Here is a 13,527-nt window from a genome sequence, read left to right as displayed (position 1 = left end):
AGAAAATCACGGGAAGCACTGTGCAGGTTCGATAACTGCCATTGCCTGCCCGCTGGTCGCCGGCCTTTGAACTGTGTGCGGCCGAATCAGTCAATTGTTCCGTGCAATATCAACCTCCACGGAACCCCACCATGCTATTAAAAAACAAGAGTTTTGCTGCTGTCATGTCCTGCGTGATGATGCTTGCAGCCGCCCCGTTATTGCCCGCTGAACTGTCCATCATGAGCTCTGCCTACGCGAAGGGTGGCGGTAATGGCGGTGGCGGTGGCGGTGGTAACGGTGCTGGCAATGGCGGCGGTAACGGTGGCAGCGGCAGCCATGATGGTTCCGGCCATTCCGGTGGTATCAGCAGCAATGGTCGCGGTGAAGGTTTGAGCGGCGACCACATCGGCCGTGGCGCAGGCCTGAGCAGCGACCACGTCGGCCGTGGCGCAGGCTTGAGCAGCGATCACGCCGGCAAAGCCGTCCGGGACCATGGTGTCAAAGGCAACCACTATGGCAGTGAACGTAACAGTGATCGCGGCCATGGCTCCGTCACTTCGGGCATTGCGCACTCCAGAGACACGCGAGGGGTGACGAAAGCCTCTGCCATTTCGGCCTCTACGCCTGGCGATCACAACACGAAAGGGTTGAGCAACGCTCGCACTTCGATTTCAAAAAGGCTGGACTAAGTCCAGGGCTCTCAAAACCGGGTATCCATCAGGAGCCCGGTTTTTTTTCGCCTGCTATTTGCCCGGTGGTGATGCGCGGGTAATCAGCGCTGCCATCCGCGTGAGCAAATCCCGCACGATGGACGACTACTGTAAGGCTGATGCAACGTTGTCCTGATGGGAGTATGTCGATGCTGGCTCACTGGTTTCTGGCGGCGGTTCACCTCTTGGCCTTTGGTCTGGCCTTTTGGGCTGTACTGACCCGCGGCACCGCGTTACGTCGTCTGAGTGCTGGGGCAGGGGACGCTGGCCGTGTTTTGATTGCAGATAATCTGTGGGGGATCTCTGCAGTCACTCTCCTGATCACAGGTGGGATGCGAGCCTTTGGCGGGTACGAAAAAGGCACTGATTACTATCTTCACCAACCCCTGTTTCATCTCAAAATGACGCTCTTCGTGTTCATCCTGTTGCTTGAGATTGCACCGATGGTGGCGCTGATCAAATGGCGGATTGCGTTGGGGCGTGGCGCGGCTATCGATACCGGGCGTGCAACGCTGTTTGCCCGTATCAGTCATATCGAAGCTCTGTTGCTGGTGCTGATGGTCGTGGCGGCCACGGGCATGGCACGCGGTGTGACATTTGGTTAGCCGGGAAGGGGGCGCTCTTTCTCGCAGCAAATCCGAAACGTCTGACAGTCACGGCAGGAGGCAGGGCGGTAGTATCGGCTCCGTGTTGCGATGGCATCGCAAAGAGAGACGGAGCGCGGAGCGATGTAGTGCTCGAATCTTTAGCCAGCCGTTATTCGAGGCAGAATAGGCTGGCTACTGACTGCAGCAGGATTCAGGGCGTTTGTGGCTTATCCGGGGCGGTCAGGCCAGCCTGAATGCGTTGATAAATTTCTTCGCGATGCACCGCAACGTCTTTCGGGGCGTTGATGCCAATCCTGACTTGCTGGCCGCTAACGCCCAGAATGGTGATCGTAATGTCATCACCGATGTTTATGCTTTCACCGACTTTGCGGGTGAGTATCAGCATGGTTTTCTCCTTGATTGCTTTGTAGGGCACCTGGTTCGGACAGTGCAGAGGTCGGTATTAGGTATAGATTAGTGCGAAGTCTCACAGTTTGGGTGCCTCTTTCTGACGCGCAGATGCTGCATTAATTCCCAAGGTGTAACTATACAGAGGCCGCCACCATCATTCTCGTTGTTTTGAGCCCATTTTGCGGCACTCGAGATGGATCCATGGATGTTAAAATCTTCACTTTAAGCATTCTGAGGGAAGCGTTGTGCGCAAAATGGTCTTGGTAATCGCGGTACTGACGCTGGCCGGATGCGGTGAGGATAAGGGGGTTGACGCTCAAAAGCCGCAACCGGCAGTCGCCTCCGTCCCCGCGGCGGTAACGGGCCCGCAGTGGGACGTTGAAGTGCGTGGCGAGACACCCCAGGCGGTCAGTGACCTGAGCGGCTGGTTGATTGAGCACAGCTTCGTTCCCAACGTCGTGAAGGAAAATGGAAAGGTTCGTATTCTGGTCGGGCCGTTCGGTTCGCAAGCCGAAGCGCAGGCCAGGCAAGCTGAAATAACGGCGGCGCTGACCCGGGCGAAAAAAATGAACATCGAATTGCTGATCGTCGAACACCCGACGGCTCAGTAACCGTCCTTTTCGCAACGCGCAGACCCGCATGCCGGGTGGTGTGCCAGGGAAGCGATCTGCGAGGTCGCTTCCCTGGTGATGCGTCGGCATAAACGTTACATCAAGTTATTTTGCGGCAACCCCAGCAGGCCGGTCAGCGTGTTGATGATTTCCTGTTGTCGGGCACGGTCTATCTGATGCACGGCTTCCGCAGCGGCTACATCGGCGTCGCAGTGGGGGCACGTCACTTCGTGTGCATGGATGTACTGCAAGCAACCACGACACAGTGCCAGTTGCGGTGGAATACGTCCTTCGTCCGGCGATTTCTGGCCCTGGTTCGCCCAGGCCAGTTTGATCACCTGGCCGCTGTCGCTGACGCTGTTCACCTTCTCGCCGGTATCGATGCGTTCGGTAATCAAATCAAAGCGTCCGACGGCGAAGGAGGTTTTTGCCGCGTCCTCGAGTTTGACGATGCGCTCGCGCAGCCCATGCTTCTGCAGGTCCAGGGCGCGGTAATGGCAGTAGGGATTGTTACCGGGTTTGCCAAGAAGGGAGTGCGAGGTCCAGGTACAACCGCCACGGCAGACGTCGTTGTAATAGCAGCTTCGGCAGTAGCCCCACAGGTCGTCGACCGATCGCAGGCGACCAAAGTGCATGCCTTCGCTGTAGTGCCAGATATCGTGCAGGCTCATGTTGCGCACGTTGCCACCCGAAAACCCCACCGTGGCCAATGACGGGCAACCCTTTACCGTGCCGTCGGCCTCCAGCGCCAGTACGGTCTGGCCCGCGGCGCAGCCGCTCCAGTGCACGCGCTCATCGCCGAAACCACGCCACATGTGCTCGTAGGGGCCGTAGTAACCAATATTGTTGCCCACGTTCATCAGCAGGCCGCGATCGACCCCTTCGCGGTAGAGACGCGCCAGCAACGGCATCACCTCCAGCAGCTGATAGGGTTGCAGCAACAGTTCGGGGTGATCGACGGCATTGCCCATGGCGACCGTCAGCTGGATCTGCCAATGAGTGGCGCCGAGGTCGATGATCAGGTCCATCAATTCGGGCAAGTCGGGCAATGTGGCCGCGCCGATTTGTGTGTTGACGCTCACTGCCAGCCCGGACTGTTTGGCACGTCGCAAGGTGTCCACCGCCTTGTCGAACGAGCCCGGAACATTGCGTACTGCGTCATGCAGTGGGGCCAGTCCATCCAGTGACACACCGACGCCATTGAGCCCGGCATCCACGGCAGCCTGCATTTTCGCCGGCGTCAGGTTGCGTCCACCGGTTTGTATCGCGCAATACATGCCGTGATCGTGGATGGCCTGGATCAGTTGGGTCCAGTCCTTGCGCAAATAGGCTTCGCCGCCGATCAGGGTGATTTCGCGGGTGCCGAGTGCCGCCAGGGAGTCGATGACATCCAGGCATTCCCGGGTATTCAGTTCATCGGGACGTCGATGGCCGGCGCGGGAGCCGCAATGCAGGCATTTGAGATCGCAGGCCAGAGTGATTTCCCAGACCACATGCACCGGCACGTAGCGTTTTAGGTCGGTTTCACTGAGGTAGCGGGCAGGGCGACTGTCTGACATGGGAAATCCTTGCGCACCAACGCGTGCGCGGTACGAATCCATCGAAGTGTTCGCGCCTTCCTTGAGTCAATGGCGCGACCGGATTTACCTTTTGTTATTGGTCAATAATGCGGACCCTGTGAGAGCGGCGGTGCGGCGATCCGACGTGCCCGCGAAAGCGGTGTGTCCGGCGACATCAATGTTGACTGTGCCGCCTTCGCGAGCAAGCCCGCTCCCACATGGGGTTGCGCTTAACTGACTGGGGCTAGCGGGCCTCCAGGCGGGCGATTTCAGCGTTCAGTTGCTCCAGCGCGCTGCGCAGGGCACCGCTGTTGGCCAGTTGCTGTTCACCCTGGCTCACCACGGACTTCAGTTGCGCCAGATCACCGCTGGCTTGCGCTTGCTGTACCGCGACGGCATAGAGCGGCACCGCATGGTGCGGATACTCTGGGCGTTCAATCACGGGGGCCTGGCTGACGGCTGCGTGTCTCACGTAATGCCAGATGCCCTGGTCCTGGTACTTGTAGTCGACATAACCGCTCGCCCAATCGGCGCCTAAGATGCCTTTCAAGCCGAAAGTCTGGGCGATCTGGCTGAGAGGGCCGCTCGGGCTGCCCGCCAGGGTGAGGATGATGTGGTTCTCGGCCGTCGGCACCAGTTTGGCCTCGGAGTACTCACCCCATACACGGGCACGGAAGTTGAGAGGCGGATAGGTGCTTTGGAAAATGCTGGCAACCCCGCTGACTTTTTTCTTTACGGTATCTACCAGCAGATCCAGGGTTAAAACCGGTGCGCCCAGTAGATGATTGCTGACATTCAGGCGGGTATGAAAAAGTCCGATTGACATGGTGCTACTCCCTTATTTGTATTCTGGACAACTCGGGCATGTTTCGTTGGCGGGTCAGCGGCGTTCCTGCCGGCTGATTTCGCCCTTGGCCGTTTCAAGCGCACTCTGCAGTTGGGGTTGTTGATCCAGTTGTTGTTGGGCCAGGCGCGACAGGTTTTTCATCTGAGCCAGATCACCGCTGGCCATTGCACTTTGAATCGGTGCGGCGTACAGCGGCATGATCGGTGGATAGGCTGGAATGACCGGGCCGGGCTCCAAAGGCACTGATTTATAAGCGTTGGAGGGTACTGACTCGACGAGGTGGGCGGGGGCAGTGACTTGGACCCACCGCTCACCATTGAAGTATTCGTAATTGGCGACGCCTTCTCTCCAGTCGCTACCGACCACCAAGTGCAGCTTGAAATTCACGAAGGAGTTCGAGGCCGGGCCGCCGTTATTGCCTTGAGCGGTGATCAGGATCTTGCTGACGCCAGGGCTCATGACCGTCATGTAGGTGTATTCGCCCCAGACATCGGAGTGCACATCCAATGGCGGGTTAGTGGCCTGAGTGATTTCGGCAGTGCCGCTTACCGTTTGATCTGGGGTAAAAACCAGAAGATTGAGTGCCAGGTTTTGTGCCCCCGCGGCCGAAGTACCAATTCGGTAGCAGAGTGGGAACAGGCCGACAGGTTGCTGATTAGAACCAGACATAATTATTGCCTCCATTGCAATAGGGAAAGGAAACAGCGATCAGTGCTTTTCCAGGCGTGCAACTTCCTTCGCCAACTGTTCGTATGCGGTACTGAGCTCTTTGTTTTCGGGTGTGGAGACATCGCGTTGTTTCAACAGCGTCTTCATTTGCGGCAGGTCGCCGGCCTTGATCGCGCTTTGGATGGCCACCCCATAGGGGGGCATGCTATGGCGGGTTGAACTGCTCATAACGATTCCTTCCGTGGTGTTTGCGGGGCACTGCTGTCATCAGCAGTTTTTGCAGTTAAGCAGGCGCGGATAAATATGCAATGGGCTGCGCAAGCGTAATGTTTAATATTGTTTTACTAATCGCGGCGGGTGAGGAGTCGAGATATTTGATATTAAGATTGGCGATAAATTAGCGCGATTTCTCATGAGTCCTTATTGTTTTTATCGCCATTGATAAAGCGTGATGGGGGCGGTCTATAACGCCCTTGGACTGAAGAGAATTCAAACAGCGCTGACCTTGCGCCCAAACCGCTCCCGATACACCGAAGGCGGCACGCCGACCACGCTGCGAAATGCCACCCGGAAACTCTCCGCCGAGCGATAACCGCAGTGCAGGGCAATTTGCTCAGTATTTTGACTCGTGCTCTCCAACAGCTCGCGGGCTCGGGCGAGACGTTCATGCTGTAGCCACGCTTTGGGCGGCATACCGCTGGCTTCGGTGAACCGCCGAAGGAACGTGCGCTCACTCATGGCCGCCTCGCTGGCGAGGTCGCGAACCTCCAACGGTTCGTGCAGACGTTCCCGCGCCCACTGCATGACCCGCGACAGATCGCTGCGCGGCGTCGGGCTGACCGGTGAAGGAATGAACTGCGCCTGGCCGCCGGTGCGTTGCGGCGACATCACCAAGCGCCGCGCCACCGAGTTGGCCACCTGTGTGCCGAAATCCCGCGCGACCAAGTGCAGGCAAGCATCGATGCCCGCGGCGCTGCCGGCCGAAGTAATCAACTGACCCGAATCGACATAGAGCACATCCGGATCCACCAGAATGTTCGGGAAACGCTCGGCCAGTTCAGCGGTGTAGCGCCAATGGGTGGTGGCGCCGTGACCATCCAGCAAGCCGGTGGCCGCCAGTACGAATACCCCGGAACAGATCGACAGCAACCGCGCGCCCCGGGCATGGGCCTGACGCAGGGCGCAGAGCAAGGGCTCGGGCACCGGTGCGCTGCGGTCGCGCCAGCCGGGGATGATGATGGTTCGGGCGCGCTCAAGCAGTTCCATCCCGCCGTCGGCCAGCACCTGAATGCCACCCATGGCGCGCATCGGCCCTTGGTCGACGGCGACGATGCGGTGCTCGTACCAGGGGAAATCGAACTCTGGCCGTGCCAGGCCGAAGATCTCCACGGCAATGCCGAATTCGAAGGTGCAGAGGCCGTCGTAGGCCAGAATCGCGACTAAACCTGGGGTGGGCTGCATTTGGCGGAAAATTCCCGGTGAGTGTCTTGTGCGCCACTGTAGCGGCAAGGCCGGAGCAGATACAGTTTTCTCACACCCACTGAGACTTTGGAGTACAGCCCATGCCTAGCCTGGTTCGCGAGATTCCCGCAGCCCCGTCCGCCATCGCCCTGATGCACTTCAGCAATCGTCTGACCTTCGAAACCGATTGTTCCGATGTCTACAGCAGCCAAGAGGCCGGCGAGGTGGATTTTGTTTTGGTGGACGTGCGCGGATCGTTGGCGTTCGAACGCGGACATGTGCCGGGCGCGATCAACATTCCGAGTCGATTGATCACGGCTGATGGCCTGGCCGCCTATCCAAAGTCCACGCTGTTTGTGGTCTATTGCGCCGGACCTCACTGCAACGGCGCCAACAAGGCCGCGGTGAAACTGGCGGCGCTGGGTTACCCGGTCAAGGAGATGATCGGCGGGGTGACCGGGTGGCTGGATGAAGGGTTTGAGTTGAGTGTTGCGGTTGCTCGCACCGCCAAGACGGTCATCGGTTGCGAATGCTGACGTTCAAGTACAGGTGATCAAATGTGGCGAGGGGGCTTGCCCCCGTTGGGTCGCGAAGCGGCCCCAAACCAGTCACCGCGATCCCCAAGGATTTACGACTGCTTCGCAGCCGAACGGGGCGGTGCGGCGTTCCGACAAGCCCCCTCGCAACAGGATACTGTCCACCATCCATCCAGTGTCACCTGCAACCAGTCAAACACCGCTGCGTAAACGGCGCTGTCCTGTGGTTCCCGGGGCAGCGGCGACTCCTCGCCAAAGTGCTCATTGAGGATTGCCACCGATTCGGCATTCCATTCCGGGTGGAACTGTAATCCCACCCGCGTCGGGCCAACGCGATACATCTGCTGCTCACACACCTCACTGCTGGCCAGCAACTGCGCGGCGGGTGGTAGATCGATCGCGTCTTCGTGCCATTCCAGCACCTTCAGCGCCGGACCATCGGCAAAGGTCACGGTAGTCCAGCCGGTTTCGGTGTGAGCCATCCGCCGTACATCGCCGCCCAGGCTCAGCGCCAGCAATTGCGCCCCCAGGCAAATCGCGAACACCGCCGCACCCTGATCCAGACTGCCCGCCAGCCACTGACGCTCTGTTTCCAGCCACGCCGGCCCGGCACTGGATTCATACGGCCCGCCCAACAGAATCAGCGGTGCCGCGCTTATCGGCGGCAACTGACCGAGGTCGGCACGAAACACGTTCAGGGTAATGCCTCGGGACCGGGCCCATTCGGCAATGGCGCCGGGGCCTTCGGCAGGATGGTGCTGGATCAGGTTCAGCGCGGGCATCACGTCTCTCTTGTGGGGGCGGTTGGCGGGTCAATGTGACGTAAAAAATTATTCATCGCCAGTGCGACCCAGGCTTCGCGTTTGTTGGCCCGACCTATGAAGACGCCAAGTACTTCGGCGGCGGTGCCGGCATTGCCGTGCGCAAGGGCGATAAAGAGCTGGCGGACAGATTCAACACCGCCATCACTGACATTCGCGCCAACGGCACGTAAAAGCAAGTGCAGGACAAATACTTCAACTTCGATGTTTACAGCCATTAATACGTCGTAAAAAAATGGCCACCGTGGATGCGCTGGCCATTTTTTCATGCTGGACTTTGTGGGAGCCAACAGGCTTGTTCCCACAAGGATGACCTCATCGCTCAGGTATTCAGGAGTCGCCATGCAACGCATCGATCATTCACTGCCCTGGAGCCATCTGGGGACTGAACGCACGCTCAGCGTGTTTCGTTATGGCGCGGGCACTCGCAAGGTTTACATCCAGGCCAGCCTGCACGCGGACGAACTGCCGGGCATGCGCACCGCCTGGGAACTGAAGAAGCGTCTGGCCGAGCTCGAAACCCAGGGGCAACTGCAGGGCATCATCGAACTGGTGCCGGTGGCCAATCCGATCGGCCTCGATCAGCACCTGCAAGGCAGCCACATGGGTCGCTTCGAATTGGGCAGCGGCAAGAACTTCAACCGTTCGTTCGTTGAACTCAGCGCCCCGGTGGCCGCGTTGATCGGCGATCAATTGGGTGATGACGCCCAGGCCAACATCGCACTGATCCGCCAGACCATGGGCCAGGTGCTCGACGGTTTGCCGGCACCGCTTTCGCAGCTGGAAGCCATGCACCGCTTGCTGCTGCGCCACGCCTGCGAGGCCGACATTACCCTCGACTTGCATTGCGATTTCGATGCGGCGATTCACCTCTATGCCTTGCCGCAGCATTGGCCGCAATGGCGCTCCCTGGCCGCTCGGTTGAAGGCCGGGGTGGCGTTGCTGTGTGAGGATTCCGGTGGCAGCTCTTTCGACGAGTCCTGTTCCACGCCGTGGTTGCGTCTGGCGCGGGCATTTCCCGAGGCGGCGATCCCGCCGGCCAACCTGGCGACCACGCTGGAGCTGGGCAGCATGGGCGATACACGGGTCGATCAGGCCCAGGCCAATTGCGAGGCGATCCTGGGGTTCCTCGCCGAACAGGGTTTCATCACCGGCACCTGGCCGCCGGCACCGAGCGAATGCTGTGAAGGCCTGCCGTTCGAAGGCACCGAGTACCTGTTTGCGCCGCACCACGGGGTGGTCAGTTTTCTGCGGGACTCGGGCGAATGGGTGGAGCGGGGCGACGCGTTGTTTGAAGTGGTCGATCCGTTGAGCGACCGGGTTACCACCGTGTGTGCCGGGACCAGCGGCGTACTGTTTGCCCTCGATCGCGGGCGCTACACGCAACCGGGCACCTGGCAGGCGAAAGTCGCCGGGCGCGAGCCGATTCGGGTTGGGAAACTGGTCAACGATTGAGGGTGGGCAGCAAGTTTTTCAGGGGCTTTCGGGCCTCATCGCGAGCAGGCTCGCTCCCACATGGATTGGTGTTGACTCTGTCAAATTTGTGAGCGAGCCTGCTCGCGGTGGCGGCATCAAGCAACACCTGAAATGCCCGAGCATGCTTCACAGTGTTAGGCTCTGCCCCGAATCCTGCGCGCTGTGAAGGAAGGTTTATGTTGAAGTTTCTCGCTCTGCTCACGCTCCTGGCGTCCACCGCCGTCCACGCTCAAACCCCGTTGCACACCGATCTGCCGCTCAACTACCTGGAACAGGCCAACGCTGAATCCCGCAACCAGCCCCTGGTGATTTTCCTGCACGGGTACGGCAGCAACGAGCAGGACCTGTTCGGCATCAAGGATGAATTGCCGCCGCAGTACAACTACCTGTCGGTGCGGGCGCCGATGACGTTGGAAGAGGGCAGTTACCAGTGGTTTCGCAAAAAGGGTGAGGGCGCCTATAACGGCGAGACGGACGACCTGAAGACCAGCGGCCAGGTGTTGCTGGATTTTGTTGCACAAGCGGCAAAGAAATATCACACCGAAACGGACAAGGTATTCCTGGTGGGCTTCAGCCAGGGCGCGATCATGTCCTACGAGGTCGCGTTGCGTCATCCCGAGGCGGTGGGCGGCATTGCGGCGTTGAGCGGGCGAATCCTGCCGGTGCTCAAGTCCGAACTCAAACCGGATGAAAAACCCCAGCCGCTGGCGATTTTCATCGGTCATGGCACCGCCGACAAACGCCTGCCTTACAACGACGGTACCGAGGCCGACAGCCTGTTGCAACGCCTGTCACTCAAGCCCGAGTTTCATGCCTACGAAGGTCTCGGCCACAGCATCAGCGCGGCCGAGATGGAGGATTTGAGCGCCTGGTTGCAGCGCCTCAACCCCTGAACCCGTCGGGGTTATTGGCCGGTGACGATCTGTTTCACCAGCGTTTCGTGGCCGGTTTTGTCGTCGGGACGGGAAATGACCTGAATGATGGCCATGCGAGTGCCGGAAGCGGCCATCAGCGAGGTGTCGAGGGTCATGCCGCCGCCTTGGGTGGCGGTGCTGTCGATCTGTCGAAGGCCCAGCCCCGTGCCTTTCTGGGTCAGGCTTTTTTCGCTCAGTTTGTTGAAGTCCGGCAGCGCATTGCGTTGCTCGGTGGCGAAAGCCGACACGGTGGCGTCGAGGAACTCACCGTCGTTGTCCTTGACGTTGGCGCCGCCGGGAATGGTGTTTTCGGCGGCGATCACCACGGTTTTAGTGGTCTGGTTGGTGTACATCGTGCCTGTTGCCCCGGCGGTACCGGTGGCTGCGTCGCCGGCCGGCAACGGGTTGGCGATGAAGCCCTTGGGCAAGGTGAAGGTGAACTTTCCGCCGAGCATCGAGACTTTCTGGGTCGGCGCTTTGTCGCTGGAAGTGGCCTTGGCCGCCTGCGCATTCAAGGCTCCCAGGCTGGCAGCCGCTGCCAGCAGCAGGACAACGGCTTTTTTACTCAACAATGACATTCAAACTCTCCGTAGGGTGGTCGCGCTATGACGGCGATCATCCCATGGATCGCGAATAGGGTGCAGGGTGATCATCGCTGCCGTTCGTTGAAACGATAAGGCGCTGGGCGCAATGCCCGTTGTTTAGTCACCAACAGCATCCCGAACGAGGCGCCTATCCCCAATGCAAATCCCGTCCAGCCGAACCTCGGCAATGCCAACGCCAGCACCAGACAAAACGCCGCGAACGAATACATCCCGGTTGCCGTTGCCCTGAGCAACGCCGCCGTAAACGCCGGCCCGCGAGTCTGCTGGGAAAACACCGCCATCACACTGCCCAGCACCGGGAACACTGCAAGCAATCCGCTCCAGCGCTCGCCGACGGTGCTGGCCAGCAGCGTCACGGCCAACGTGAGCAGGGCGCCAGCCATCATGCGCAGGAGCAGTTTGTCGGACTTCGGCGCCGGTCCTGAAACGACGGGTTGCACCGAGGGAAACAGGTAGGGCGCGGCCAGCAACGCGGTGGCGGCGGCGATCACCGAGAGCGCCAGCGACGGCGGGATCAGCGACAGCACAACAGCCACCAGCGCCCAGACCAGCAGCGCCATCGTCAACGCCCATGGCCAGCTCAGGCGTTGTGCGACCTGGGCATACGTCACGCAGAAGGCAATCATCGCGAACATGGCTGATAGCGCCGCCGTTGCCGCTTGAGCCGCGAACACATGGCCTTGCTCGATGGCGAGGAACAACAGAATCGGCCCGACCACCACCGGCATCCCCGACAGCCAACCGGCCACGCTCGGGCCCCAGCGTTTGCCGGCCAGGGAAATCAGCAACAGAAATCCCGGAATCACCAGCAGTTTGAGCATCAGCACGCACGCATCTCCATCTGTGTGAGCCGGTCACGTTAGCATTGCGGACGATGGATTGCTTAAGGGGGCTCTGGGCAAGCGGCAAGCGCCTACACCCGGGTGCGTGAAACGTCTAAGCTGCGCGCTCCCACCTGTTGACGGATGCTTGCGTGAAATTCAGTTTGCCCAAAGTCGGCACCGCGCCATTTTGCCCACCGGAAGTGGCCGGCACGGTTGCCGTTGACCCTCGTGCCTCGTTCTTCAAACGCGTTCTGCGTTTTGCCGGCCCCGGTTTGCTGGTGTCCATCGGTTACATGGACCCGGGCAACTGGGCCACGGCCATCGAGGCCGGTTCGCGGTTTGGCTATAGCCTGTTGTTCGTGGTGTTGCTGGCGAGCCTGGCGGGGATGGTGGTGCAGTGTTTGTGCTCGCGTCTGGGCATCGCCACCGGGCGCGATCTGGCGCAGTTGTGCCGGGAGCGCTACAGCACGCGGACCGCACGGACCCAGTGCTTGCTGGCGGAAATTTCGATCATCGCCACCGACCTCGCCGAAGTGCTCGGCTGCGCCCTGGCGTTCCACTTGCTGCTGGGTTGTTCGCTGACGATTGGCATCGCGCTCACCGCGTTTGACACTTTGCTGGTATTGGCCTTGCAAAACCGCGGCTTTCGTCGGCTTGAGGCAATCATGCTGGTGCTGGTGAGCACTATTGGCGCGTGTTTCTTTGTCGAACTGTTGCTGATCAAACCCTATTGGCCGGACGTCGCTCGTGGTTTTACACCGTCACTTTCGGCGATCGGCGATGCGGCGCCGTTGTACCTGGCCATCGGCATCCTCGGGGCCACGGTGATGCCGCATAACTTGTTCCTGCATACCTCGATCGTGCAAACGCGGATGATCGGCAAGGACCTGGCCAGTAAACAGGACGCGGTCAAACTGGCGCGCATCGACACCATCGGCTCTCTGGCTCTGGCACTGCTGGTCAACGCGGCGATCCTGATTCTTGCTGCGGCGGCCTTCCACAAAACCGGGCATACCGACGTGGTCGACATCCAGGATGCCTATCACTTGCTCGATCCATTGGTGGGCGGTGCGTTGGCCAGTGTGCTGTTTGGTGTGGCGTTGCTGGCGTCGGGGCAGAGCTCGACCTTTACCGGCACTATCGCGGGCCAGGTGATCATGGAGGGTTACCTGAACCTGCGCTTGCCCTGCTGGCAGCGGCGCTTGATCACTCGCGGGCTGGCGCTGATCCCGGCGTTTATCGGCGTATGGCTGATGGGTGACGGGGCGATCGGCAAACTGCAGGTGTTGAGTCAGGTGGTACTCAGCCTGCAACTGCCGTTCGCGTTGTATCCGTTGATTCGCATGACCAACGATCAGACGCTCATGGGGCCGTTTGTCAATCGGCTGCCAACGCGGGTGTTGGCGTGGGGATTGTTTACGGTAATCAGTGCGGCCAACAGTTGGTTGATTTTGCAGTTTGTGGGCTGATCCCGGAGGGGGGTAGTCTGGGCGGGCTTGCTCGCGAAGAACGAT

At 60.0% G+C, this 13,527-nt stretch carries 16 protein-coding genes and 1 pseudogene; 8 read left to right on the top strand and 9 right to left on the bottom strand.

Features of this window, described 5'->3' with window-relative positions:
* The first annotated feature begins 131 nt into the window (after positions 1-131).
* Entirely contained in the window at positions 132-671 is a 540-nt protein-coding gene (locus J3D54_RS27630) for a hypothetical protein (RefSeq protein ID WP_253425364.1), read from the top strand.
* A gap of 170 nt (positions 672-841) precedes the next feature.
* Positions 842-1,297: a DUF2214 family protein gene (locus J3D54_RS27625; protein ID WP_253425361.1), complete on the top strand. Its 456-nt coding sequence runs from the start codon at positions 842-844 to the stop codon at positions 1,295-1,297.
* 193 nt (positions 1,298-1,490) lie between these two features.
* Here J3D54_RS27625 and csrA read toward each other — a convergent pair whose 3' ends face one another.
* On the bottom strand, positions 1,491-1,685 hold the full coding sequence (gene csrA / locus J3D54_RS27620; RefSeq protein ID WP_007938114.1) for a carbon storage regulator CsrA: 195 nt from the start codon (positions 1,683-1,685) through the stop codon (positions 1,491-1,493).
* A 250-nt stretch (positions 1,686-1,935) separates the two neighbouring features.
* Between csrA and J3D54_RS27615 the strand changes: the two genes are divergently transcribed.
* Positions 1,936-2,301 carry an SPOR domain-containing protein gene (locus J3D54_RS27615; RefSeq protein WP_253425358.1) on the top strand — a complete coding sequence of 122 codons (366 nt, stop codon included), beginning with the start codon at positions 1,936-1,938 and terminating at the stop codon, positions 2,299-2,301.
* 95 nt (positions 2,302-2,396) lie between these two features.
* Here J3D54_RS27615 and J3D54_RS27610 read toward each other — a convergent pair whose 3' ends face one another.
* The 5 genes from J3D54_RS27610 to ftrA all read right to left on the bottom strand — a co-directional run bounded on the left by J3D54_RS27610 (position 2,397) and on the right by ftrA (position 6,837).
* Positions 2,397-3,860 carry a GDL motif peptide-associated radical SAM/SPASM maturase gene (locus tag J3D54_RS27610; RefSeq protein WP_253425355.1) on the bottom strand — a complete coding sequence of 488 codons (1,464 nt, stop codon included), beginning with the start codon at positions 3,858-3,860 and terminating at the stop codon, positions 2,397-2,399.
* Between the two features lie 244 nt (positions 3,861-4,104).
* On the bottom strand, positions 4,105-4,686 hold the full coding sequence (locus tag J3D54_RS27605) for a DUF1842 domain-containing protein (RefSeq protein ID WP_253425352.1): 582 nt from the start codon (positions 4,684-4,686) through the stop codon (positions 4,105-4,107).
* 54 nt (positions 4,687-4,740) lie between these two features.
* Positions 4,741-5,376 (bottom strand): DUF1842 domain-containing protein, encoded by a 636-nt coding sequence (locus tag J3D54_RS27600; protein ID WP_253425349.1) that lies wholly within the window; start codon positions 5,374-5,376, stop codon positions 4,741-4,743.
* Positions 5,377-5,415: 39 nt separating this feature from the next.
* A complete protein-coding gene (locus tag J3D54_RS27595; protein ID WP_253425346.1) occupies positions 5,416-5,604 on the bottom strand; it encodes a DUF1843 domain-containing protein in 189 nt (62 codons plus the stop codon).
* A 261-nt stretch (positions 5,605-5,865) separates the two neighbouring features.
* Positions 5,866-6,837, bottom strand: a complete 972-nt coding sequence (gene ftrA, locus J3D54_RS27590; protein ID WP_253425343.1) for a transcriptional regulator FtrA — start codon at positions 6,835-6,837, stop codon at positions 5,866-5,868.
* Positions 6,838-6,938: 101 nt separating this feature from the next.
* Between ftrA and J3D54_RS27585 the strand changes: the two genes are divergently transcribed.
* Positions 6,939-7,373, top strand: a complete 435-nt coding sequence (locus tag J3D54_RS27585) for a rhodanese-like domain-containing protein (protein ID WP_253425340.1) — start codon at positions 6,939-6,941, stop codon at positions 7,371-7,373.
* Positions 7,374-7,465: 92 nt separating this feature from the next.
* Here J3D54_RS27585 and J3D54_RS27580 read toward each other — a convergent pair whose 3' ends face one another.
* On the bottom strand, positions 7,466-8,155 hold the full coding sequence (locus J3D54_RS27580; RefSeq protein WP_253425336.1) for a type 1 glutamine amidotransferase: 690 nt from the start codon (positions 8,153-8,155) through the stop codon (positions 7,466-7,468).
* A gap of 71 nt (positions 8,156-8,226) precedes the next feature.
* Between J3D54_RS27580 and J3D54_RS27575 the strand changes: the two are divergent.
* From J3D54_RS27575 to J3D54_RS27565, 3 genes and pseudogenes are all read left to right on the top strand, one after another.
* Positions 8,227-8,367: pseudogene (locus J3D54_RS27575) on the top strand (ABC transporter substrate-binding protein); the annotation flags it as partial.
* 169 nt (positions 8,368-8,536) lie between these two features.
* Positions 8,537-9,649: a succinylglutamate desuccinylase/aspartoacylase family protein gene (locus J3D54_RS27570; RefSeq protein WP_253425333.1), complete on the top strand. Its 1,113-nt coding sequence runs from the start codon at positions 8,537-8,539 to the stop codon at positions 9,647-9,649.
* A 197-nt stretch (positions 9,650-9,846) separates the two neighbouring features.
* A complete protein-coding gene (locus tag J3D54_RS27565) occupies positions 9,847-10,563 on the top strand; it encodes an alpha/beta hydrolase (RefSeq protein WP_253425330.1) in 717 nt (238 codons plus the stop codon).
* An 11-nt stretch (positions 10,564-10,574) separates the two neighbouring features.
* Here J3D54_RS27565 and J3D54_RS27560 read toward each other — a convergent pair whose 3' ends face one another.
* Entirely contained in the window at positions 10,575-11,162 is a 588-nt protein-coding gene (locus tag J3D54_RS27560; RefSeq protein ID WP_253425327.1) for a hypothetical protein, read from the bottom strand.
* A 71-nt stretch (positions 11,163-11,233) separates the two neighbouring features.
* Positions 11,234-12,016 (bottom strand): hypothetical protein, encoded by a 783-nt coding sequence (locus J3D54_RS27555; protein ID WP_253425323.1) that lies wholly within the window; start codon positions 12,014-12,016, stop codon positions 11,234-11,236.
* 146 nt (positions 12,017-12,162) lie between these two features.
* On the opposite strand from J3D54_RS27555, the gene J3D54_RS27550 reads away from it, so the two are divergent.
* A complete protein-coding gene (locus J3D54_RS27550; protein ID WP_253425319.1) occupies positions 12,163-13,482 on the top strand; it encodes an Nramp family divalent metal transporter in 1,320 nt (439 codons plus the stop codon).
* The last annotated feature ends 45 nt before the right edge of the window (positions 13,483-13,527 follow it).

It is taken from the genome of Pseudomonas sp. GGS8 (assembly GCF_024168645.1).
GTDB lineage: Bacteria > Pseudomonadota > Gammaproteobacteria > Pseudomonadales > Pseudomonadaceae > Aquipseudomonas.
The sequence above is the reverse complement of the archived record's forward strand: the minus strand, read 5'-3'. Positions and strand labels throughout refer to the sequence as shown.

What these genes read in the sequence shown, in the direction of transcription:
- J3D54_RS27625 (WP_253425361.1), top strand. Translation starts at nt 842, where the DNA reads ATGCTGGCTCACTGGTTTCTGGCGGCGGTTCACCTCTTGGCCTTTGGT.
- J3D54_RS27605 (WP_253425352.1), bottom strand. Translation starts at nt 4,686, where the DNA reads ATGTCAATCGGACTTTTTCATACCCGCCTGAATGTCAGCAATCATCTA.
- J3D54_RS27570 (WP_253425333.1), top strand. Translation starts at nt 8,537, where the DNA reads ATGCAACGCATCGATCATTCACTGCCCTGGAGCCATCTGGGGACTGAA.
- J3D54_RS27580 (WP_253425336.1), bottom strand. Translation starts at nt 8,155, where the DNA reads ATGCCCGCGCTGAACCTGATCCAGCACCATCCTGCCGAAGGCCCCGGC.
- J3D54_RS27630 (WP_253425364.1), top strand. Translation starts at nt 132, where the DNA reads ATGCTATTAAAAAACAAGAGTTTTGCTGCTGTCATGTCCTGCGTGATG.
- J3D54_RS27560 (WP_253425327.1), bottom strand. Translation starts at nt 11,162, where the DNA reads ATGTCATTGTTGAGTAAAAAAGCCGTTGTCCTGCTGCTGGCAGCGGCT.
- J3D54_RS27585 (WP_253425340.1), top strand. Translation starts at nt 6,939, where the DNA reads ATGCCTAGCCTGGTTCGCGAGATTCCCGCAGCCCCGTCCGCCATCGCC.
- J3D54_RS27610 (WP_253425355.1), bottom strand. Translation starts at nt 3,860, where the DNA reads ATGTCAGACAGTCGCCCTGCCCGCTACCTCAGTGAAACCGACCTAAAA.
- J3D54_RS27595 (WP_253425346.1), bottom strand. Translation starts at nt 5,604, where the DNA reads ATGAGCAGTTCAACCCGCCATAGCATGCCCCCCTATGGGGTGGCCATC.
- ftrA (WP_253425343.1), bottom strand. Translation starts at nt 6,837, where the DNA reads ATGCAGCCCACCCCAGGTTTAGTCGCGATTCTGGCCTACGACGGCCTC.
- J3D54_RS27565 (WP_253425330.1), top strand. Translation starts at nt 9,847, where the DNA reads ATGTTGAAGTTTCTCGCTCTGCTCACGCTCCTGGCGTCCACCGCCGTC.
- csrA (WP_007938114.1), bottom strand. Translation starts at nt 1,685, where the DNA reads ATGCTGATACTCACCCGCAAAGTCGGTGAAAGCATAAACATCGGTGAT.
- J3D54_RS27600 (WP_253425349.1), bottom strand. Translation starts at nt 5,376, where the DNA reads ATGTCTGGTTCTAATCAGCAACCTGTCGGCCTGTTCCCACTCTGCTAC.